This window comes from Zhongshania sp. (assembly GCF_041584495.1).
In the GTDB taxonomy this organism is placed as follows: Bacteria; Pseudomonadota; Gammaproteobacteria; order Pseudomonadales; family Spongiibacteraceae; genus Spongiibacter.
This window is the reverse complement of sequence record NZ_JBFHDY010000063.1, coordinates 1-21380: the sequence shown is the minus strand read 5'-3', so window position 1 is coordinate 21380 and position 21380 is coordinate 1. Positions and strand designations below refer to the sequence as shown.

General features: G+C 49.2%; 20 protein-coding genes and 1 pseudogene. 4 read left to right on the top strand and 17 right to left on the bottom strand.

Going from position 1 to position 21380, the window contains the following annotated elements:
• The first annotated feature begins 461 nt into the window (after positions 1-461).
• Positions 462-797 (top strand): type 1 pili tip component, encoded by a 336-nt coding sequence (locus tag ABYP33_RS11300; RefSeq protein WP_373091025.1) that lies wholly within the window; start codon positions 462-464, stop codon positions 795-797.
• Positions 798-817: 20 nt separating this feature from the next.
• Here the strand turns inward: ABYP33_RS11300 and mazG are convergent, their stop codons facing one another.
• Genes mazG through cysM form a run of 3 tightly spaced genes read right to left on the bottom strand, consistent with a single transcriptional unit; the run spans position 818 to position 4811 of the window.
• Positions 818-1627: a nucleoside triphosphate pyrophosphohydrolase gene (mazG, locus tag ABYP33_RS11295; RefSeq protein WP_373091023.1), complete on the bottom strand. Its 810-nt coding sequence runs from the start codon at positions 1625-1627 to the stop codon at positions 818-820.
• 2 nt (positions 1628-1629) lie between these two features.
• Complete coding sequence (gene relA, locus ABYP33_RS11290; RefSeq protein ID WP_373091022.1) at positions 1630-3867, bottom strand: GTP diphosphokinase; 2238 nt, start codon at positions 3865-3867, stop codon at positions 1630-1632.
• A 38-nt stretch (positions 3868-3905) separates the two neighbouring features.
• Positions 3906-4811, bottom strand: coding sequence for a cysteine synthase CysM (gene cysM / locus ABYP33_RS11285; protein WP_373091021.1), 906 nt, complete (start codon positions 4809-4811; stop codon positions 3906-3908).
• A 169-nt stretch (positions 4812-4980) separates the two neighbouring features.
• On the opposite strand from cysM, the gene ABYP33_RS11280 reads away from it, so the two are divergent.
• Positions 4981-7608 carry an ATP-binding protein gene (locus ABYP33_RS11280; RefSeq protein WP_373091020.1) on the top strand — a complete coding sequence of 876 codons (2628 nt, stop codon included), beginning with the start codon at positions 4981-4983 and terminating at the stop codon, positions 7606-7608.
• A 7-nt stretch (positions 7609-7615) separates the two neighbouring features.
• Here the strand turns inward: ABYP33_RS11280 and recO are convergent, their stop codons facing one another.
• The 10 genes from recO to rpoE all read right to left on the bottom strand — a co-directional run bounded on the left by recO (position 7616) and on the right by rpoE (position 15874).
• Complete coding sequence (recO, locus tag ABYP33_RS11275) at positions 7616-8329, bottom strand: DNA repair protein RecO (RefSeq protein ID WP_373091019.1); 714 nt, start codon at positions 8327-8329, stop codon at positions 7616-7618.
• 3 nt (positions 8330-8332) lie between these two features.
• Entirely contained in the window at positions 8333-9262 is a 930-nt protein-coding gene (gene era, locus ABYP33_RS11270; RefSeq protein ID WP_373091018.1) for a GTPase Era, read from the bottom strand.
• The gene (rnc, locus tag ABYP33_RS11265) at positions 9259-9936 is read right to left on the bottom strand and encodes a ribonuclease III (RefSeq protein ID WP_373091016.1); all 678 of its coding nucleotides are present in this window, start codon (positions 9934-9936) and stop codon (positions 9259-9261) included. Before rnc ends, era begins: the two co-directional genes overlap by 4 nt.
• 2 nt (positions 9937-9938) lie before the next feature.
• Entirely contained in the window at positions 9939-10310 is a 372-nt protein-coding gene (locus tag ABYP33_RS11260) for a DUF4845 domain-containing protein (protein ID WP_008247385.1), read from the bottom strand.
• A 14-nt stretch (positions 10311-10324) separates the two neighbouring features.
• Positions 10325-11380 (bottom strand): signal peptidase I, encoded by a 1056-nt coding sequence (gene lepB, locus ABYP33_RS11255; RefSeq protein ID WP_373091015.1) that lies wholly within the window; start codon positions 11378-11380, stop codon positions 10325-10327.
• 14 nt (positions 11381-11394) lie between these two features.
• Positions 11395-13194 (bottom strand): translation elongation factor 4, encoded by a 1800-nt coding sequence (lepA, locus tag ABYP33_RS11250; RefSeq protein WP_373091014.1) that lies wholly within the window; start codon positions 13192-13194, stop codon positions 11395-11397.
• An 89-nt stretch (positions 13195-13283) separates the two neighbouring features.
• On the bottom strand, positions 13284-13775 hold the full coding sequence (locus tag ABYP33_RS11245; RefSeq protein WP_373091013.1) for a SoxR reducing system RseC family protein: 492 nt from the start codon (positions 13773-13775) through the stop codon (positions 13284-13286).
• Complete coding sequence (locus ABYP33_RS11240) at positions 13772-14704, bottom strand: MucB/RseB C-terminal domain-containing protein (RefSeq protein WP_373091012.1); 933 nt, start codon at positions 14702-14704, stop codon at positions 13772-13774. Before ABYP33_RS11240 ends, ABYP33_RS11245 begins: the two co-directional genes overlap by 4 nt.
• Before the next feature lies 1 nt (position 14705).
• Entirely contained in the window at positions 14706-15281 is a 576-nt protein-coding gene (locus ABYP33_RS11235) for a sigma-E factor negative regulatory protein (RefSeq protein WP_373091011.1), read from the bottom strand.
• Positions 15278-15874 (bottom strand): RNA polymerase sigma factor RpoE, encoded by a 597-nt coding sequence (rpoE, locus tag ABYP33_RS11230; protein ID WP_373091010.1) that lies wholly within the window; start codon positions 15872-15874, stop codon positions 15278-15280. The genes ABYP33_RS11235 and rpoE overlap by 4 nt, the downstream gene beginning before the upstream one ends.
• A gap of 217 nt (positions 15875-16091) precedes the next feature.
• On the opposite strand from rpoE, the gene nadB reads away from it, so the two are divergent.
• On the top strand, positions 16092-17681 hold the full coding sequence (gene nadB, locus ABYP33_RS11225) for an L-aspartate oxidase (RefSeq protein ID WP_373091009.1): 1590 nt from the start codon (positions 16092-16094) through the stop codon (positions 17679-17681).
• Here the strand turns inward: nadB and ABYP33_RS11220 are convergent.
• Both ABYP33_RS11220 and ABYP33_RS11215 read right to left on the bottom strand, forming a co-directional pair.
• Positions 17663-18070, bottom strand: coding sequence for a protein YgfX (locus tag ABYP33_RS11220; protein WP_373091007.1), 408 nt, complete (start codon positions 18068-18070; stop codon positions 17663-17665). The genes nadB and ABYP33_RS11220 overlap by 19 nt on opposite strands.
• Positions 18071-18089: 19 nt before the next feature.
• The gene (locus tag ABYP33_RS11215; RefSeq protein ID WP_373091006.1) at positions 18090-18350 is read right to left on the bottom strand and encodes a succinate dehydrogenase assembly factor 2; all 261 of its coding nucleotides are present in this window, start codon (positions 18348-18350) and stop codon (positions 18090-18092) included.
• A gap of 132 nt (positions 18351-18482) precedes the next feature.
• Between ABYP33_RS11215 and ABYP33_RS11210 the strand changes: the two genes are divergently transcribed.
• On the top strand, positions 18483-19529 hold the full coding sequence (locus ABYP33_RS11210; protein WP_373091005.1) for a folate-binding protein YgfZ: 1047 nt from the start codon (positions 18483-18485) through the stop codon (positions 19527-19529).
• Positions 19530-19570: 41 nt separating this feature from the next.
• Here ABYP33_RS11210 and ABYP33_RS11205 read toward each other — a convergent pair whose 3' ends face one another.
• Together ABYP33_RS11205 and ABYP33_RS11200 are read right to left on the bottom strand one after the other, a co-directional pair.
• Positions 19571-20278 (bottom strand): SDR family NAD(P)-dependent oxidoreductase, encoded by a 708-nt coding sequence (locus ABYP33_RS11205; protein WP_373091004.1) that lies wholly within the window; start codon positions 20276-20278, stop codon positions 19571-19573.
• 90 nt (positions 20279-20368) lie between these two features.
• Positions 20369-21315: pseudogene (locus tag ABYP33_RS11200) on the bottom strand (IS5 family transposase).
• Between the last annotated feature and the right edge of the window lie 65 nt (positions 21316-21380).

Sequence of the window (21380 nt, the reverse complement as noted above, 5' to 3'; positions counted from 1 at the left end):
TACCTGCCCCAGGAGGGCCCAATAATATAACGCGCATAGCGGGAAACTCCCCAATAATTACAATTTATAGCCTGCGCCGTAGGGGCCGCCGCAGCAAAAGCGCACAACGATACACAGCAATCGCCCAGCACACAAGACTTACGGCACCTCTACGACTAAAGGACGAGGCCAGAAAGCGTGGAAAATACTTATTTTACACCAAGCAAGCCGTGAGGAAGGACAAATACCGGTAGTTAGGCCTAAATTCTCTCAAAAATACCGGCCACACTAGGCAATCCACCCACAACCAACAAGATAATTTGAGCTGTGACTGTGTAAAACGACAACTATACAAAAAAGAGATTCATCACAATAAGGGATAGTATTTACAACGATAATGCTAGTAAAAATACCCCTCTCGTAGGTATTATTTATTTATGGGTGGCTATTTTTTGCTGCCCCTGGATGACAGGTACCGCATTATGAAAGTACGAGAATTGTTATCTCTTTGGGAAGAAACTGCCAGCGGCACACTAACCGCTGACTGCTATGAGGTTCGCCTACCCATAAAAGACGCCGCACGGTTAAATGCTTTGGCTGAGCTTTTCCCGCGTCGAAATATAGAGGAGTTAATCACCGATTTGTTAAGTGCAGCCCTTGATGAGATGGAAAGCGTTATGCCCTACCGCCAAGGCACTAAGGTAGTTGCCACTGACGAGCAAGGCGACCCCTTGTACGAAGACGTTGGCCCTACCCCCCGTTACCTCTCGTTAACTGAAAAACACCTTAACCGCTACAAGCATCAAGAGAGCCATTGAGCTCAACGCAGGTCTTTTCTCTAAAGACCTGCCGCTTTTGCCTCATTCCAAAACAACTCCATTTGCGAATTATGCTGACCCTTAGCCGCGATCAGCCCCGTTTCTTCACAGCGCTGTTCAACAAAACGAAACCGCCGCTCGAATTTAGCGCAGGCACCGCGAGTCACCGCTTCAGCGTCCAAATTAAGGTGCCGTGCCACATTCACAGCAGAAAACAGTACGTCCCCCATCTCATCGGCAATTTGCTTAAGATCAGTCGTGCCAATGGCCTCTTCAAGCTCGTCTATTTCCGCTCGAAATGCACTGATGACTTGCTGCAGCTCTTGCCAGTCAAACCCCTGCTGTGCGGCTCTTTTTTGTAGCTTAGCTGCTCGGGTTAGCCCCGGCAATGCCTGGGGCACATCGTCCATAGCGCTGTGCTGAGACTTTTGTTCGCGCTCTTGTTGTTTTATTTCTTCCCAGCGCGCCTTAATGGCCTCGTCGCCCGGTGCATCAATCTTACGCTCGGAATCCAACTCTCCGCTCGGAAACACATGGGGGTGGCGTCGCAACAATTTAGCAACAATGCCGTCTACCACTTCAGCAAAACTAAACTGGGCAGATTCCGCTGCAAGCTGGCTGTAAAAGACAATCTGAAATAAGACATCACCCAGCTCTTGGCGAATTTGATCGCTATCATTTTGTTCAATAGCATCAACTAGCTCATACACTTCTTCAAGCGTGTGAGGCACCACACTCGTAAATGTTTGCTTTAAATCCCAAGGACAGCCGGTATCGGGATTCCGCAGTCTCGCCATTAGATACTGTAAATCGCTAATACTATAAGCCAAAATTAATTCTCTCTAATTCGGCGCACAGCCACAACGTTAGGCAAACCGTTAAGTCGATTGAATAAATCGGATAAGGTCGCAAGATCGCGAATTTCCAAGCGAATATTCATCGTGGCCATGTGGTTGGCCTTATCGGTAACCGTGCTCATGGACAGAACATTGACCTTCTCGGTGGCTAATTGCGAAGTAATATCCCGCAGCAAACCCTGCCGATCATAGGCTTCTAGTTCAATGTCCACAGGGTAGGTTTCAATCTGAGTGTCTGCCCAGTCCACCGCGATAATACGTTGCGGCTCGACACTCTGTAACTGCAATAGCTTTTTGCAATCTTGTAAATGCACACTCACCCCTCGGCCAGCGGTAATATAACCCGCTATCGCTTCACCGGGCAGAGGCTTGCAACACTGAGCAAAATTAGTCAGTAAGTTGCCCACCCCACTAATACGTATCTGACTACCGTCGCTACTTTTGGTACTAGGCGCCCGCAATCTGAGGGCCGACTGCTGGTTATCCTCATCCCTACCCGCCAAATTATGGGCGGCTTTAATTAACTGGAAAGTGCTAATCTCACCAGCACCTACCGACGCATACATATCTTCGACACTTGCGCAGTGCATTAGGTCAGCGAGGTATTTGTAATCTATGCTGTTCAAGGCCAAGCGCTTGAATTCTTTTTCCAACAACGCGCGACCGGCAAGAATATTGTCTTCTTTTGCCTGTAATCGAAACCAATGCTGAACCTTAGTTCGCGCGCGCGATGTTTTGAGGTAGCCCAAGTTACTCTGCAGCCAATCTCGACGGGGCTCGCTGTCTTTACCCGTTAAAATTTCGACTCGTTCACCCGTCTTTAAGGTATAGGTGAGCGGCACAATCCGCCCATTTACCTTGGCGCCGCGGCAACAATTCCCTACCTCAGTGTGAATATGGTAGGCAAAATCCAATGGAGTCGCGCCGTTTTGCAAGTTGACCACATGGCCGTCTGGCGTAAAAACGTAAACACGATCTTGAGTATGGGTAAACTGCTCTGCGACATCGCTGCTACTGCCACTCTCCTCATGCCAATCAAGGACCTGACGTAGCCACGCGATTTTTTCGTCGTAGCTATTATTGCTTTTTGCACTTTTATCGGCGCCCTTATACATCCAGTGCGAACACACACCAAACTCTGCTTCCTCGTGCATGGCCCGAGTACGAATTTGTATTTCCAGCACTTTACCATCGGGCCCAATAACGGCCGTGTGCAGGGAGCGATAACCATTTTCCTTGGGATTGGCAATATAGTCGTCAAACTCGTTGGGAATATTACGCCAAAGGCCATGCACTAAACCTAATGCGGCATAGCACGACTTTGTATCCGGGACTAACAAGCGAACAGCGCGTATATCGTATACTTGGGAAAAACCGATACCCTTGCGCTGCATTTTTCGCCAAATACTGTAAATATGTTTCGCTCGCCCAGCAATATCGGCCTGGATATTGTCGGCAGCTAATGCCTCTTCCAACATAGTTATGGCATGTTCAATATAATGCTGACGGTCTAAGCGTTTCTCATCCAGAAGTTTGGCAATTTTTTTATAGGCCAAAGGCTGCAGATAGCGAAACGAAAGGTCTTCCAGCTCCCATTTAATGTGCCCAATTCCCAGACGATGCGCTAGCGGCGCATAGATATCCGCCACTTCCCTGGCAACTCGGTAGCGTTTTTCTGGTTTGTTTTTTACCGCTCTTATTGCCGAGGTGCGTTCGGCAAGCTTGATAAGCGCTACGCGGACATCGTCGACCAGTGCTACCAGCATTTTACGGATGGTTTCACTTTGCGCCTCGGACTGACCGAGCACCGGGGCGTCTAATTCAGCGTTGACCCGCGAAATCGCTGCCATGCCCAAGACACCATCTACCAACTTTGCGACAGGGCGACCAAAATCTCGCTCCAATGCCAACATACTTAGGCGGCTTTCACGCACAGCCCTAAATAGGGTCGCCGCAATCAAACTATCTTGATCTAGGTGTAAATCAGCGAGAATTTCCACCATTTCTAGCGCTGTAAAAAAACTACTTAGCCCTTCGGCCTTTGGCGCCTGCTCAGGCGTCGGCAATGCCGCACACGCCTCTGCAACCGCAAGCGCCCGCTGTAATTCCGCGCTATCAACAACCTGGCTGTCCATCGGCAGCCGAGCAATCCAGCTCACAACATCCACTCGGCCATCATCGAGGAGTGGAAAATCTTCCCTTACTTTAACCATGGATTCCCACCATACGCAGTTCGAACACTACAGTGTACCTAGTTGGCCAAGGCGGCATCGAACACACCCGTTGACAAGTAACGATCACCTCGGTCACATACAATTGCAACGATAATCGCATTTTCAAGATTTTCACTGATTCTCAAGGCCCCAGCCACTGCGCCGCCCGAGGACACACCACAAAAAATCCCCTCTTGCGCCGCGAGCGCGCGCATTGTGTTTTCCGCCGTCACTTGGTCCATATCAATAACCCGATCAACTCGCGCAGAGTCATAGATACTAGGCAAATACGCCTCAGGCCAACGCCGAATACCCGGAATACTTGAGCTGCCATCCGGCTGTAGACCTATGACTTCAATACTGGGGTTTTTCTCCTTTAAATAGCGAGATACGCCCATTATGGTGCCCGTGGTGCCCATGGAGCTGACAAAGTGGGTTATGCGGCCGTCTGTCTGCTGCCAGATTTCCGGGCCGGTACTATCGTAATGCGCTTGGGGGTTATCAAGATTAGCGAACTGATCCAAGACCTTGCCCTTACCTGCCGCTTGCATCTCCAGCGCCAAATCCCTAGCCCCCTCCATCCCCGAGGTTTGGGATACCTCAACTAGCTTGGCGCCATAGGCCGCCATTGCCAGTTTACGCTCTACGCTCATATGGCTGGGCATGATAAGAATCATATTATAACCCTTTATTGCCGCAGCCATGGCCAGCGCGATGCCCGTATTGCCGCTAGTGGCCTCGATCAGGGTATCACCGGGTACAATATCTCCGCGCTGTTCAGCATGTTCAATCATGCTCATCGCGGGACGATCTTTAACTGAACCGGCCGGGTTATTGCCTTCGAGCTTGACCAAAATCGTATTGCTCGTATTGCCCGGCAAACGCTGCAACCGCACTAAGGGCGTGTTACCTATATACTGATCAATCGTTGGAAACGCTTTCATATGGGGATTCAAACCTCTAAACACCGCTGACCTCTGCGTTAGCAAGCCAGCTAAAGTACACATTGCCAATTACGTCATTGCAGCGTTGCTTTCTCTGCACAATAATAGCAGCGGTCGTATTTTTCGGTCATGATAATACCACTCCAACCCCAGAAGGCTCCACCAAGCAATGCCTAGGCGCTTCGGAATCCGAAAACTAATCTTGATTATGGGCTTACTGCCCGTACTGACACTATCTCTCGGTCTCAGTACCTATCTTATGTACAGCCAAATTCAAGAATTACGCAATATGATGACCGCGCGTGCAAAGACCTCGATTGAGCACCTCGCGATGATTGCCGAACATATGCTGGCATCTGATCATGGCGAGTCCTTACAACAAATTGCCACGGCCGCGCTTGAGGAACAAGCCGTTAGAGCGGTGGGGATTTACAACGCTAAATTACAGCGTATCGCCCAAGCTGGCCCTAGATCAAACTTGCCTGACGAACAAATAGTGCAAAGCAGCCCCACAGCACAATTGTACTTTGAAAAAGGCGGCCTTTTTATTCTGCAACCCATATTTAGCCTCGCAGAACATGACGCGGCCCCCTTAGGCTGGGTGGGGATGCAATTTAACTGGCAGCAACTTGAAATTCAGCAATACCAAACCCTACTCATCGGCACAGTATTTTTAATCTGTTCCTTCATTATCTGTATCCTGCTATGTAGCTACATCAATCAGCTGTTAACCAGAGACTTAAACACCCTGCGTCAGACTGTGAGACGCATGGCCACCGGCCCCAAAAATTTCCACGCGCACATTCCGGGCAATGATGAATTCAGTGAAATTGCCGAAGAGCTAAACCTGCTCAATAATGCCCAGCAAAACGAGCTACAGGAACTGCAGCGAAATATTGAACAAAGCAACACCGATTTACGAGAGACCCTAGAAACCGTTGAAGTTCAAAATATCGAACTGGATCTAGCAAGACGTGAAGCGATCAATGCTAGCCGGATTAAATCGGAGTTTTTAGCCAATACCAGCCACGAAATTCGCACGCCACTCAATGGCATCATTGGGTTTAGCAATATTTTGCTGAAATCAGAGCTGGAAATTCGTCAGCGTGAAGCCATTGAAACCATCAATAGTTCGGCCAATAGTCTGTTAACCATTATTAATGACATTTTGGACTTTTCAAAGCTCGAAGCGGGCAAATTAGTGCTCGATAGCGCGCCAGTCAATCTCCGCGAACTTATTGAAGACACCTTACAAATTCTCGCCCCTGGCGCCACAGATAAATCGCTAGAATTGATTCTAACGATCCAGCGTGGATGCCCCAAAACCGTATTAGCTGACGCCCTACGTTTAAAGCAAATCCTGACTAACCTAATTAATAATGCCATTAAATTTACACAAGCTGGCCATATTCTAATAAACGTTCTGAGCAGTGACCACAACGAACAACATGCCGCAGTTACTATCCAAGTCAGCGATACCGGAATTGGCCTATCCAAAGAACAGCAAAAGAAAATATTTAAAGATTTCGCTCAAGCAGACGCTTCGATAACCCGTCAATACGGTGGCACTGGATTAGGACTGGTCATTGTCAAAGGCTTAATTGAGCAAATGGGCGGTGAAATCGGCATCGAAAGCGAGCTGGGGCAAGGTACTACATTCTGGTTTACAATCAACTTTCCGATTGCCCACAATGCCATTAAATTACGTGATTTCACCACACTTAAGAATAAATCTGTTGAGTTATATGATCCGAGTCCATTGCATGCAAATTCGCTCAAAATGCTTTTCAATAGCTGGGGGCTGGTCGTTCGTCACTACAATAATATTGATCATGTGCAGGCCAACGCCGATTACCTCGTAATCTGTGTTGACAACCATGATGAACGCGCAGGGAATTTTATAACGCGCCTAAATAGCTCGGCCATTATTCTAAGCCCCTATACCCACGACCCTAACGAGAGTGACCAGCATTACTACTTGAGCAAACCCATCTCGCATATTAAATTATTTGACGCACTCAACCGGGGAATAAAGGCCACCGCGCGCAGCAAAGCGCCCTCCTATTCTAATATCAATATTTTAGCGGTGGATGACAACCCCTCAAACCTACATATTTTAGATCGATTCTTAAGCGATTTAGGCGTCACTACGACCAACGCCAAAGATGGCGGCGAGGCTGTAGAGCAGTGCGCAAAGCAGCGCTTTGACCTTATTTTTATGGACATTCAAATGCCCAAAATGGACGGCATAGAAGCTAGCCGCCGCATTCGCGCCAATGGTCAAAACCAAGAAACTCCCATCATTGCACTCTCAGCCTATTTGTCGCCGGAAAACCCATTGCAATTGCGAGAAGCAGGTATTAATGATTACCTCAGCAAGCCGGTTACCGAGTATCAACTCGATGAGTTTCTTCATAACTATTTAGTGGGACCAAGCCAAATTGAAGTACCGCGCCCGGTAGATATCTCAGAATGCTTAAAATTGAGTAAGGGGCGGCCAGCTCTCGCGGCAGAAATGCTTGGGATGCTTTTAGAATGTTTACTTAATAGTAAAAATGAGCTCATAGTCGCCCAGCAGCACCATGATCTTAGCAGTCTGACAGTAGTAAACCATAGCCTCAAAGGTGCCTGCTGTTACACTGGTACACCCATTTTACACCGCCGTGTTATCGAACTTGAACAGGCGCTTAAGAATAACGAAGAAATTAATAATGCGGTTGTTAATGTCATCGGCGCCATCGACGAATTATTACAATGGCAAGGCGGACACGAGCTCAATGTCGTATTCGAAAGCTAAAACTCACTTACTCCACTTTTACTGCGGCCATAAATAGTGCGCGACTACGCAGCGGTTTACTGCCAAGTAAACCATGCAGCGCTAATCTACTGAGCCGTTTTGCAGCCAACTGTGCGTCGCCACTAAAATCGCCACTAGCCAGCTGTAACAAGACCTCGCCGGAAAATTGCGACGCCGCCACCTCTTCGTCAGCCAATATTAAGCCTTCGTCAGGATGAAAAAAATAAAATCTATCAGGGTTAAATGCCTTGCCGGAACGATTGCAGTGGGTAAAGTTTAATCCGTAGCCCAGCTTTTCCAATAAGCCAAACTCAAAACGCCGAAGACTTTCTTCGAGTTTCACACCACCAATAAGCCGCGTCAAACATTGAGTATATAACACAAAAATGTCGGCTTGGGGGTCATGTTGATGCAGGAGGCGCTCAAGCAGCTCATTAACATACAAACCACAAAACAAGGCCCTGCCCTGTAAGCTGTAGCTAGCCTGATGCTGTACATCGACAAGGGATTTTAACTCACTTCGCCCCTGCCAACTGACTGACACCAAGTTAAAAGCCTGCAGATTTGCTCGCCAGGACTGCCTCGATCTACCACCACGCAAGCCCTTGGCAACGCAGGTGAAACGGCCGTAGTTAGGGCTAAAGAAATTAACCAGGGCGCTAGTATCGCGGTATGGTCGAATATGCAGAACAAAACACGCTTCGCCATCAACGCGATTCATAGCTTACTTCAAATTAATATCGGTATAGCCTAGGCTACGTAAAGCACGCTCGTCGTCTGACCAGCCAGACTTCACCTTAACCCACAGGCGCAGCATGACTTTATTATCAAAAGCGCGCTCCATGTCTTTACGGGCCTCAGTACCAATTTGACGAAGGCGACTACCACCTTCACCAATTATGATCTTTTTCTGGCCGTCGCGCTCAACCAAAATCAATGCACTGATCTCGAGTAAACGCGGAGATTCGCTAAACTCTTCAATTTCTACGGTCATTGAGTAGGGTATCTCTTCCCCTAGCTGACGCATAATTTTTTCCCGCACCAACTCTGCCGCCAAAAATCGCTCGCTGCGGTTGGTTATTTGATCCTCAGGATACATATGGTCGTTTTCAGGCAAGAAGCGCGCGATCACCTTTTCCAACTCTTCGCGATTATGACCCTGCAATGCAGACACAGGCACGACATCCGCAAATTTGTATTTACGCTGTAATTCGCTGATTAATGGCAGCAGCTGACCTTTTTCATCCAGTCGATCTACCTTATTAATAACCAGAACGACGGGACTACGCGCATTTTCGAGAATTCTTAACACCATTTCATCGTCGTCAGTCCAGCGATCGCGATCAACCAAGAATAGAATTAAATCAACATCTTTAATCGCCGCACTCGCGGTTTTATTCATGTAGCGATTTAGGGCCTTCTCTTCTTTTATGTGCATCCCTGGAGTGTCGACATAGATCGCCTGGACCTCACCTTCGGTCTTAATACCCAAAACCTGATGACGTGTAGTCTGGGGTTTGCGCGAGGTAATACTGAGCTTCTGCCCGAGAATATGGTTAAGCAAAGTCGATTTACCGACGTTGGGACGACCGATAATGGCCACAAAGCCGCAGCGCTGTGGTCCCCACTGTGTATCTTCTCCACTCGAACTCATTCTATTTCCTTTAATGCCAACAACACCTTTTCGGCGGCGGCTTGTTCAGCTTTACGACGACTACTTCCAGAGGCGGAAACAGACGATTTTAATAGACTAATTGAGCAAGACACAATAAAGGTCTGCTGATGATCAGCACCAGCAGTTTCAACCAGCTGATAATCTGGCAAAGGTTGTTTACGCCCTTGTAAAAATTCCTGCAACCGCGTCTTTGGGTCTTTATGGCTAACCTCCGGGTTCAGAGATGCTAATCGGGGTGCAAACCACGCTAACACCCTTTCCCGACACACATCAAAGCCAGATTCTAAATAAATTGCACCAATAAGAGCCTCAACCGCATCCGCTAGTGTTGAGGCTCGGCGCTGCCCGCCGCTGTTTTTTTCACCCGCGCCCAGGCGTAAGAAACGACCTAATTCAAATTCCACGGCGACCGTAGCCAAGGTCTTGCCACTGACGAGTAGCGAGCGGATTCGGCTTAAATCGCCCTCATCAACATCCGGAAAACGAAGATACAAGGCTTCGGCAATAATCATATTAAGTAGCGAGTCACCTAAAAATTCGACTCGCTCATTATTCACCGCGCTAAAACTGCGATGGGTCATCGCCATCGTCAATAACTCGCTATCCTTAAAATGATAGCCAATTTTCTGGCAAACTTCGTCTAAACTAGCCAAACTCAAGTCCGAGGCACAAGAAACTGAGCGTCGTCAAAGTGCACCACGGCGTCAACATTGAACATAATGGGTACCCTTTTCTCATATCGAGCATCGATGATAATACCTGTTTTATCGCTGCTAATTTTAATGTCTTTCAAGTCTACTGACTCTACCCGGTTAGTGATGAACCGATTCGACAGCTCTCTTCTAACCGAGGCCGGCGTCGCATCGCTGGTGCGAGATTCTTCCGTTATATCCGTAATAATACGGCTGAGCGTCCAATAATCCAGGTAGATTGGCGCCAAGCGTACGGCCAGAGTGGCAAAAAACAAGACCACGCCCAACACGCACAGCGCGGAGAGCATACTCATACCTTGCTGTTTTGCTTTCATGACTATTTCCTATATTAGCGTATGCGGCCTACGCGACTAAAACTGGGTAAATCATTAAAGGACTGCCAATGCATCCATATAGCAAAGGCCTGACCGACTATGTTTTGCTCCGGCACCTGTCCCCACACTCGACTATCACTGCTATTGTCACGATTATCACCCATCATAAAGTAATGACCAGGCTTAACGGTGGTGACAAAATCACCACGATAAATTCGCTTATCGTGGTGTACTAAATGGTCAACATTATCCAATTGCTCTTTAATAACCTGAGTAATTGGCTGCAGCGGCGGCACTTCGGCCAGCACGGTTTGCTGCACTAGCTCATCATTAATATAGAGCTGTTTGTTTATATAGCGAATTTCATCGCCGGGTAAACCGATTACCCGCTTAATAAAGTATCGCTTATCATTTGGCGGGAAAAACACCATTACATCGCCACGTTTTGGCTCCCCAACCTCAAAAATTTTGGTACCCAATACCGGCAAACGCAAACCGTAGTTGAATTTGTTTACCAGTATGTAATCGCCCACCTCCAAACTCGGCACCATTGATGCAGAAGGAATTTGAAAGGGTTCAATCACAAAAGAGCGCAAAACCAAAACCACTAAAAGTACCGGAAAGAATGACCGTGCGTTTTCAGCAATCGGCAAGGGCCCAGCAAATTCATGTTTAAGTGAATCTTGGTCTTTTTTAATAAAATAGGTGATATAGACCGCGACGTTGCCAGCGCTGACGTAGGCTTGACGAGCCTTTTCAAAGACAAAGCGGTCAAGCCCACCAATGATGCCGGCAATAATCGTTAACACCACTAAAGCCAGGGCAAAGTCCCCGTCCTTAATCAGCACCACGCTGGCAATCCATACAAACCAGCCCAACAAGACCAGCCGGTAGCTCCACTCGATCCAGCCGGGCAAGGCCTGTTGACGCAAAGTAGCCGCATCGCTCGCGGTGCGCTTTTCTGAGCACCACTGCAAGGCCTGCTGTATCTGGCGGCGGCCTTTTACTTCTTGGACTAACCATACGACTATAGAAAGCGCCGCGACCGAGATTAAAATCAAATTTACCATGCGGCTAGTTTCCTTTAACCATCAATATTGAGCACAGCCAAAAACGCTGACTGAGGGATTTCAACATTACCCACCTGCTTCATGCGCTTTTTGCCCGCTTTTTGTTTTTCTAACAGCTTGCGCTTACGCGACACGTCACCACCGTAACATTTTGCGGTCACGTTTTTACGCAAAGCCTTCACCGTTTGCCGAGCAATAACTTGGCCGCCAATCGCCGCCTGGATCGCCACATCGAACATTTGCCGCGGAATCAATTCCTGCATTTTTTCCACCAATGCACGGCCTCGGCTTTGAGCGACATCCCTATGAACAATCATGGCTAGCGCGTCAACGCGATCGCCATTAATCAATATATCCAATTTAACAAGATTAGCAGCCTCGAATCGCTCAAAACTATAATCTAATGAGGCAAAGCCACGGCTTACCGATTTTAAACGGTCAAAAAAGTCGAGTACAACCTCACTCATCGGAATTTCCCAATTAAGTGACACTTGCTGCCCTAAAAACTGCATATCTTTTTGAACGCCGCGTTTAGAGGCACACAAACTAATGACATTACCTAAATGTTCCTGAGGCACAAGAATATTCACTCTCGCAATGGGCTCGCGAGTCTCTTCTAGCTCACCAGGATCAGGCATAGATGAGGGGTTATCGACCATCACGATCTGACCATTTTTCTTTAGCACTTCATAGATAACGGTCGGCGCAGTGGTAATCAGGTCTAAATTGTATTCCCGCTCAAGACGCTCTTGAATGATTTCCATATGCAAAGTGCCAAGGAAACCGCAGCGGAAGCCAAAACCCAATGCGTCGGAGCTCTCTGGCTCATAAAACAAAGACGCGTCGTTTAAAGTTAACTTGCTAAGCGCATCACGAAAATCTTCGTAATCCTCGGTCGACACCGTAAATAGACCAGCGTAAACCTGCGGCTTCACCTTTTGAAAACCCGGTAAAGCAGGCACATTGGGGGTAGAGGCATGGGTAAAGGTGTCCCCTACCGGTGCGCCGAGAATATCTTTAATGCCGGCGATAATAAATCCTACTTCACCGGCTTTCAGAATCCCTGTAGACGTCTGTTTAGGTGTAAATATACCAACTACATCAACAATCTGCGGCTTACCCAGGGTTTTGCTAATGATTTTATCACCGCGTTTGAGGGTGCCATTTTTCACTCTAACAAGAGACACAACACCTTGGTAATTATCAAACCAAGAGTCGATGATGAGTGCTTGCAGGGGGGCTTCAGTATCGCCGACGGGCGGCGGTATCTTAGCCACCAAATGCTCCAGCGCTTCGTGAATACCCATTCCCGATTTTGCCGATACCGGCACGGCCTCTGACGCATCAACCCCAATGATTTCTTCAATTTCATGTTTTACTTTATCGGGGTCGGCCTGAGGCAGATCCATTTTATTAAGAATTGGCAAGACCTCGAGGCCCTGCTCTATCGCGGTATAACAGTTCGCTACCGACTGGGCTTCTACGCCCTGCGCCGCGTCGACGACCAGCAACGCACCTTCACAAGCCGCCAAGGAACGCGAAACTTCATAAGAAAAATCGACATGACCAGGCGTGTCAATGAAATTGAGCTGGTAGGTTTTACCATCGTCAGCAAGGTAATTTAAGGTTACCGACTGGGCTTTTATCGTAATCCCGCGCTCCCGTTCAATATCCATTGAATCGAGGACCTGGGCGGACATTTCACGCTCGGTTAATCCACCACAGGTTTGTATAAAACGATCCGCTAAGGTCGATTTACCATGGTCAATGTGGGCGATAATAGAGAAATTACGAATCAAATCGAGACTAGACACGCTCGCTTTATACCTCAGGGCAACAAAAATGATAAAAATTCAGGGGCGCGATTGTAGCGCAAAGCCGGGGGTCTAAGCTATGAATAGACTCAAACAGAGTGGAGGGAATTTAATACGACGACCCGCTGCGAACCAGACGCCGGCTTTTTTGTCAAAACGGTTGGCTGGTATACAGGATTATTGCGATTTATCTGAGAGTGTGTCCGCAACGCCACTAAACCACCGACAAATCCGAACAAGGCCCCGAACGCCGCGGCAACATCACCAGCAATAAACTGACTAATCACTGCCATCGAAATCAACATAGTCAGCAAGGGCAGCAAATATACTAACATCGCACCGCCTACTAAGGCGCGCTCAGGTATACAAATCTCGACTTGGTCATCTAAGTTAAAATCGTCTGCACACTGATTTTGCAGCATCACCCGCACTTGATTGCGTCGCCCATCAAAGGCCTTGTTCATTAAGCCCTGACCACAACCCTTTTGCGCACTGCAACTACTGCAGGTACTGCGCTGTACAGTTTCAACCCACAGAGCCCCAGAGTCGATGCCTACAACCCGACCAGTCTCCGTAATCACTGCGCTGCCCAGCTTAGGGATTTAGCAACCTGTTTAGCTGTTAACATAGGCACTTCACCCACCACCGTAGCAAAACTGCCTTGCTCAGGGAAAGCGACCGTGTAACTCACCGAAGCGCCCCGCCGCATGCCACCTTCAACAATCGCCGGAGAACCATCGGCCGCTTCGATCAAAGGTTCAACAAAAACGGACATTACCGCCAAACCATCAGTATAGGTCATTCCTGCTTCATCATTGTTTTCAGATTGCGCCAAGGTAAAGCCTGCGGGGATCCAATTTGGTTGCCAAGTACGCCGCGATACCTGCAATGCCGCATCACCGACTCTATTATCGCGATGCTGAACTTCTTTAGCGTCCTCGACCACGGGTGCGTCTGCCGAAATATTTAAATTTAGCATAACGTACTGAAAACGCTCTAAAACTTTGCCTTGCTGGTTGACTATATCCGAACGCAGCAACAGCCCAGTCTCCTTATCGAGGGACAACTTGTAACCAAGACGGTAGACATCTCGAGGGCGAATCATCAAATTTATCGCCTCGCGCCCAGCAACGCGGGCCGCGCCTTTCACCTCAAGATCGTAATACCGATAGAACCCTTGTTCTTCATCGCCACTAAACAAGCGAATTAACTGAGGACCTGGATGCACGCAGTTAACATCATGGCCGTGATAGACCAAGTCCTGATGACTGCCATCCAGCGACTCAAGAGATTCAAACTCTTTACCATCGCGAACGATGTGGGTTATTCGGTAACTACTAAGCTGATCACCCACTTGATAGCTAACTATTGCCCGGTAATTAAGCTCGCGATGGCTGTGGGTCATCTTATTGAGTAAATCACTACCCGCTTCAGCACTGGGCTCTGAACTCAGCACATAGGCACTGCCAAACATTAAACTCATCGCAACGATAGCAAACCGCAATCTCACGCTATTTGGACTCCTGAGACACAACTCGCGCATAAGACACCATTCCCTGGCCATTATTAAAGGCCGCACGATCCGTATGCTTGCGCAAATAGGCTTCAAAACGTTTGCGGGCTTCGGCGTCGTCATTCAGCAGCAAACCGGCTGGAGAGCCTTGCGCCTGCGCATTAACTGCCACACCCCCCACTGCAGGACTGGCCTGCGCGGGATACACCCGACCGCCAAGCCCATTGTTGTCAGCAATTTTAGGCGCATCGCCACCCAAAATACTGCTTCCCACCGACCCAACCACCACCACCGTGGCGACACTGGCCGCAATAGCTAGCCCGGAAATCACTTGCTTCCAGCTAGTCGAATCGGCAACGTACTGATCATTTTCAATTTCAGCCATCACCCGCGATGAAATATCCCAGCCAACAAAATGCTGATCATTACCCTTCAGGAGATCTTGGCCGCGATGCAACTCAGCCCAATCTTGGCGAATTTCATTTTGATCCGCACTAAGAATTCGCCGCAACTCAAGCTCGCTGGCTTCGCCATCCATCAATGCTGACAGTGACTCTCTAATGATATCGCTCATATTTCCACCTCTTCACCACCAATCTGGGCCTTAATCCGCATATCCACCGCCTCTCGAGCACGAAAAATTCGCGACCGAACCGTACCCACCGGACAGTCCATGACCGATGCAATATCTTCATAGCTCAGACCGTCAAACTCGCGCAAGCTCAAGGCCGAACGTAAATCTTCAGGCAATGCTTTAATTGCACCTTGCACTACCTTTTTTAGCTCTTCACCAAATAGGTGGTTCTCGGGTGTTTCAATATCTTTAAGAGCCGAAGGGCCATCAAAATACTCCGCATCCGCCGCATCAACATCTACCCCAGGGGGGCGACGGTTACGCGCGACTAGATAATTTTTTGCCGTATTAATAGCAATCCGGTACAACCAAGTATAAAAGGCGCTGTCACCACGAAATTTTGGCAGCGCCCGATACGCTTTTACAAAAGCTTCCTGAGCGACATCTTGAATTTCGTCGTTATCCTTCACATAGCGTGAAATTAAACCAAAAATCTTATGCTGGTATTTGAGTACAAGAAGATCAAAAGCGCGCTTATCGCCCTTTTGCACTCGCTCAACCAGCTGCTGATCCGTTTCTTTAGACTGGGCCATGCTTGCTCACCGTCAGCCCTTCGGCAGCATGTATCAAATAGACCGTAGTGGTCAGAAGAAGTTCTGTCATCGTATCCCTTTTTGGCAGTTAAACCCTTTTATGCGGCCAAGCTGCAGGCAAATATTGGTAAGGCGGCGGTGTAACAGTATACTTTGCGCCAATTCACATCCCGAGCGGCATAATATAGCCGCACAGTTGCAGGAGCAAATACCGGGCATGAACCATTACCATTCCCACGATGTTTTGGTGGTAGGCAGCGGCGCTGCAGGTCTCACTCTGGCCCTACACCTTGCCGCCAGTGCACGCGTTGCTGTCATTTGCAAAGGCGAGCTCAACGCAGGCTCCACTTATTGGGCCCAGGGCGGCATTGCCGCCGTACTTCACGACGGTGACACTGTCGACGCCCACGTCAACGACACGCTCATCGCCGGCGCCCAGCTCTGTCACGAAGACAGCGTGCGCTTCACCGTTCAAAATAGTAGTGACAGCATAAAGTGGCTGCTATCCCAAGGCGTGCAATTCAGTCGTTTCGAACAACACAGCGATACCTTCCACCTTACCCGAGAAGGTGGCCACAGTCAGCGCCGTATCATTCACGCCGCGGACGCCACCGGCCGAGCCGTATCAGAAACACTGACCCAGCGCGCTGTCGAGAACCCCAATATTGAAATCTTCACCAGCCACGTCGCTGTCGACCTAGTCATGCGCAACAATCGCTGCCACGGCGCTTATGTGCTCAATAGAGACAGCGGCCACGTCGGATTGTTCCACGCCAAAGTAGTTGTATTGGCCACCGGCGGCGCAAATAAGGCTTACCTCTATACCAGTAATCCTGACGGCGCCAGTGGTGACGGCATTGCCATGGCGTGGCGCGCCGGCTGTCGCGTCGCCAATATGGAGTTCAACCAATTTCACCCGACTTGCCTTTATCACCCCAAAGCAAAATCGTTTTTAATTACCGAAGCCATTCGCGGCGAAGGCGGTAAATTACTCTCTGCCAATGGCGAGCGCTTTATGTTTCGCTACGACAAACGCGGTGAGCTCGCCCCCCGCGACGTGGTCGCAAGGGCCATTGACCACGAGATGAAACGCCTCGGTAGCGACTGCGTCTACCTCGACATCAGTCATAAGTCGTCAGAGTTCTTGCTCGAACATTTCCCTACCATCAAAGCTCGCTGCCTTGAATTAGGCATTGATATTAGCCGCGAGCCAATTCCGGTGGTTCCAGCAGCCCACTATACTTGCGGCGGCGTGATGGTTGACCAAAACGGCCGGACAGACATCCCCGCCCTTTATGCGATTGGGGAGACTTCATTTACAGGCTTACACGGCGCCAATCGCTTGGCCAGCAACTCGCTGCTGGAATGCTTTGTTTACGGCGCGTCTGCCGCCAAAGACATCCAAACTCAGCTAGCCAGCCTACCGTCACCTCAAATTGCCCCGCCGTGGGATGAGTCCCAAGTTACTGACTCAGACGAGGACGTGGTAATATCTCACAATTGGGACGAACTACGCCGCTTTATGTGGGATTACGTGGGTATTGTGCGCACCAACAAGCGCCTCCAGCGCGCGCTCAATCGCGCAGCCCTGCTCCAGCAAGAAATCGACGAATATTACTCAAACTACAAAGTCAGCAACGATTTGCTCGAACTGCGCAATTTAGCAATGGTCGCCGAATTAATCATTCGCTCCGCCATGGAACGCAAAGAGAGCAGAGGCTTGCATTTCACCCTAGACTACCCTGAGACCTTAGAAATCCCCGAAAACACAATCCTCGTCCCAGATAATTACCGCAAGGCAGACTGACTATCGTTGTTCGGTAGACGCGCAAAGCGCGCTATGACCCGCATGCGCCGAAAAGTATGCGGGGCTACTTGGTCGGCTACAATCAAGACACTAAAGCGTCGCCCACCCCTATCTCGAAATCGCAGTACCAACATATACGGCAAAATTACCGCATCACACCATTCCACAAGCTCATTATCTAATGCAGCAACACGGCTCACTCGCCAGCTGTTTGCGGTAAACAACAATTGCGTAACCGCACGCGGGCCCCTCAGCGCGACCGAATATCGCCAGTAGTACAACGCACTAAAGGCAACAAAAGACAAGCCAAGCAGTGCCCAACCCACTGGCAAAATCGCAACAAACACCCAGCCGACCGAGCCGTGCACAAACGCTAAATATACAGCCAAACAGCGTGAAGGCTTTAACTCAAGATGCAGCGGCTTTGGCGTGCGCATTGATAATATGGACAATTTTAGCGAGTTCAGGATCCTCAGGCTCTACCCGACCCAAAAACCAACTAAAGAGCTCGGTGTCTTCGCACTCAAGCAATTTAATAAAACGCTGCTGATCCCCCTTGTCGAGACCCCGAAAGCGCCTTTGTACAAAAGGCTCCATGACCAGATCCAATTCCAGCATGCCACGACGGCAGGCCCAGCAAATTCGCTTGAACTCGTTTTCCGAAACCATTATTTTCCACTACGTCACTGCCCGCTGAGCTAACCGCGCGCAAAAGGCGTATTATAGCGTCAATCTGCGGTCAGCACACAGCAGTACGCCCAGTAAGGTATTTAATCTCGACCGTTTTATCATTGAGACACTATGAACACATTTTGGCAGCACATAAGCAAAACCTACCCTGACAGCTATTTTAGCGCTTGCTACTGGCAAGCCAGCAATCAAAATCGCCAGCCACGCCCTAGTGCCGAGCGGGGGTTGCAGCTCAGCCCCTTAAGCCAATACGGCTTTCTCGCCATAGAAGGCCCCGATTGCAGTAAATTCTTACAGGGGCAAACCACCTGCGACTGGCGAGCAATCAGCACCGAACAGGCATCACTGGGAAGCTATTGCAATATCAAAGGCCGCATGGTCATCAGCTTTATTGCCGGTATGGCATCACCGGAAGCGGCACTATTACGCTTGCGCGCCGACACCGCGGACAGCGGCCGTGACACCCTTGGCAAATACATTGTCTTCTCCAAAGCCAAAATTCGTAACGCCAGTGATGAGCGTGTCGCCATCGGTATCAGCGGCAAATCTGCGCGCCAAGATTTACAGACCATCTTTAACGAACTACCAAGTAAAGCCATGGCCCAGATCAGCAGCGACAAAGGTATTATTGTGCAACTCGACGAGGCCGGCGAGCGATTTGAATACTGGGGCCTGTGTGAACACGCCATTAGTATTTGGCAACAGCTCAGTCCCACAGCCGACATTTGTGGCGCAGATTACTGGGAGGCCCTTAATATCGCAGCGGGCATTGGCGAAGTCTGCGCAAGCAGCCAAGATATGTTTATTCCGCAAATGCTGAATTACCAAGTTATTGGCGGCGTCAGCTTTAGCAAAGGCTGCTATACCGGACAGGAAGTTGTTGCTCGCATGCAATATCGCGGCAAGCTCAAACGTCGCCTTTATAAAGCAGCACTCCCAGCAAGCGGGCTGAATTATCCCCCCGGCACTGAATTATTTGGTGGTGAAGCTGAACAGAGTATTGGCAATTTAGTGAGCATGGTAAGCGGCAACCAGCATAGCGAGCTGCTCGCAGTGTTAACTGAAGACGCAGTGGCAAGTGGCGAAATTCATTTTGCCAACAATTTAGCGCTGCTCACTGTCGCTGAACTGCCTTACGCGATAACAAGCAAAGAATAACATTCAAACCCGCTTTAAAACCATGCGTGTGCCGACCGTCATCACCGGCACAAGCAAGCGGGAAACAGGCACTGAATTTTGTCTAAAAACCACGCGTCGCTGCCAATCAAAACCCGTGACGTAGATTTCCGCATCCCCAACATTATTTTCTTAGCAGCCTGCCCAGGGCTCGTTGCCGCTATGCTATTGAGCAGTGCCGCCGTTTTATCGACATCAGCGGCATTGCCGGTAATCGAATACAATTGGCGACCATTATTGGCAATATTGGTCTGAATACCGCCAGGGTGAACCGTCACCACTTTTATTCGGGTCTCTCGCAGGTCTTGCCTCAGCGATTCCGAGTAGCCCCTCACGGCAGCTTTCGCCACATTATAGGCCGACTGCGAAGGTACCGACAGCAAGCCAAACAACGACGAGATATTAACAATGCAAGCCTCTGGGCGGCGCATTAATTCCGGCAGAAAGGCTTCTACACCGCTAACCACGCCCCAGAAATTAATATTAAACAGCCAGTCCATTTGCTCCCGGGGCTGATCACTCGCATGACAGCTGGGCGCCACACCGGCATTATTGATTACGCCATCGACCTCGCCAAAATGTTTGTTTACCTGATTCGCCCACGCTTGCATTGCCGCCTGATCACTGACGCAGACGCTAGACAGCAACAGCCGCTCTGTAGCAGCGAGTTCTCTAAGGCGCTGCAAATTAGGGAAGGTCTGCAGAACCGCTCTGTTTTCACAAAATATCAATTTTCATGTCCATTAAGCGGCGAAACACAAAATTCCGCCCCTCGTTTTGGCCTGTAAGTAGCATTTTTGCTGCTTACAGGCGCACCTTCCCTAGGAAGGGTGATATTTCTCTGCTCTCAGCAGGTTCGTAAACGCCGACAAGACATAGAGGCGATTCGTATTTTTCGCCAGACCGCGATAGCGCACTTTGCTCTATCCGAACTGCTGTTTGATTGTACGGAACGGGTGTTCAACCTTGGCGCGAACACTCGCCTTCATGTGCTCGAATAATTCCTGCAGACCGTTTGCCAATTTGGCACGAGTGCTTGGCCGTAAGGCTATACGCCAATCAACGTCGTGTTCTTTAAACTCCTCACGCTTGTGAATACCGGTATAACCCGCATCACCCCAAACACGTTGTTCTTCGCCATGTAATAGTGTCTCCGTAGCGATGATGTCACGGGTATTTGCGGCCGTTGTCGTCACGCTATGGATAAGGCCAAGGGTATCGCCCACACCTATGTGCATCTTCATACCGAAGTGCCATTGATTGCCTTTCTTGGTCTGGTGCATCTCGGGGTCTCGCTTACCGTCTTGATTTTTCGTTGAGGTCGGCGCGGCAATAATGATGGCATCCACAATGGTGCCTTCTCGCATCAGCAGGCCTTGTTGGTTAAGCTGAGTATTCACCGTGTCGAAAATGACTTGGCCCAGCTTGTAGCGCTCTAAGAAATGACGGAAACGCAGGATCGTGCTTTCATCAGGTAAGCGATCAGATAAACGCAGACCAGCGAAGCGGCACATGGATTCAATTTCGTATAAGGCATCTTCCATTGCGGGGTCGCTGAGGTTATAAAACAACTGTAGGCAGTGTACGCGAAGCATGATTGGTAGCGGGTAAGGTGGATTCCCGTTCTCGCCTTTTGGATAGTATTTACGTAGCTTTTTCTCCAGCTTTACCCACGGGATCAGTGCATCCATTTTTTAAGGAACAGCTAGCGGCGGGTTTTGCGCTTTTTATTTTGGTATTCCGCTTCGGCAAAGGTGAGTTGGCTCATACACTGTTCCGAGTAAAATGGATGACGCTGGTATTATCGCAAATTTTGGGGGTTATGCAGAGATT

Excerpts from the sequence above, each read along its gene's own strand:
- ABYP33_RS11300 (WP_373091025.1), top strand. The coding sequence starts at position 462 with ATGAAAGTACGAGAATTGTTATCTCTTTGGGAAGAAACTGCCAGCGGC.
- relA (WP_373091022.1), bottom strand. The coding sequence starts at position 3,867 with ATGGTTAAAGTAAGGGAAGATTTTCCACTCCTCGATGATGGCCGAGTG.
- cysM (WP_373091021.1), bottom strand. The coding sequence starts at position 4,811 with ATGAAAGCGTTTCCAACGATTGATCAGTATATAGGTAACACGCCCTTA.
- ABYP33_RS11280 (WP_373091020.1), top strand. The coding sequence starts at position 4,981 with ATGCCTAGGCGCTTCGGAATCCGAAAACTAATCTTGATTATGGGCTTA.
- recO (WP_373091019.1), bottom strand. The coding sequence starts at position 8,329 with ATGAATCGCGTTGATGGCGAAGCGTGTTTTGTTCTGCATATTCGACCA.
- era (WP_373091018.1), bottom strand. The coding sequence starts at position 9,262 with ATGAGTTCGAGTGGAGAAGATACACAGTGGGGACCACAGCGCTGCGGC.
- ABYP33_RS11260 (WP_008247385.1), bottom strand. The coding sequence starts at position 10,310 with ATGAAAGCAAAACAGCAAGGTATGAGTATGCTCTCCGCGCTGTGCGTG.
- lepB (WP_373091015.1), bottom strand. The coding sequence starts at position 11,380 with ATGGTAAATTTGATTTTAATCTCGGTCGCGGCGCTTTCTATAGTCGTA.
- ABYP33_RS11235 (WP_373091011.1), bottom strand. The coding sequence starts at position 15,281 with ATGAGCGATATCATTAGAGAGTCACTGTCAGCATTGATGGATGGCGAA.
- rpoE (WP_373091010.1), bottom strand. The coding sequence starts at position 15,874 with ATGGCCCAGTCTAAAGAAACGGATCAGCAGCTGGTTGAGCGAGTGCAA.
- nadB (WP_373091009.1), top strand. The coding sequence starts at position 16,092 with ATGAACCATTACCATTCCCACGATGTTTTGGTGGTAGGCAGCGGCGCT.
- ABYP33_RS11215 (WP_373091006.1), bottom strand. The coding sequence starts at position 18,350 with ATGGTTTCGGAAAACGAGTTCAAGCGAATTTGCTGGGCCTGCCGTCGT.
- ABYP33_RS11210 (WP_373091005.1), top strand. The coding sequence starts at position 18,483 with ATGAACACATTTTGGCAGCACATAAGCAAAACCTACCCTGACAGCTAT.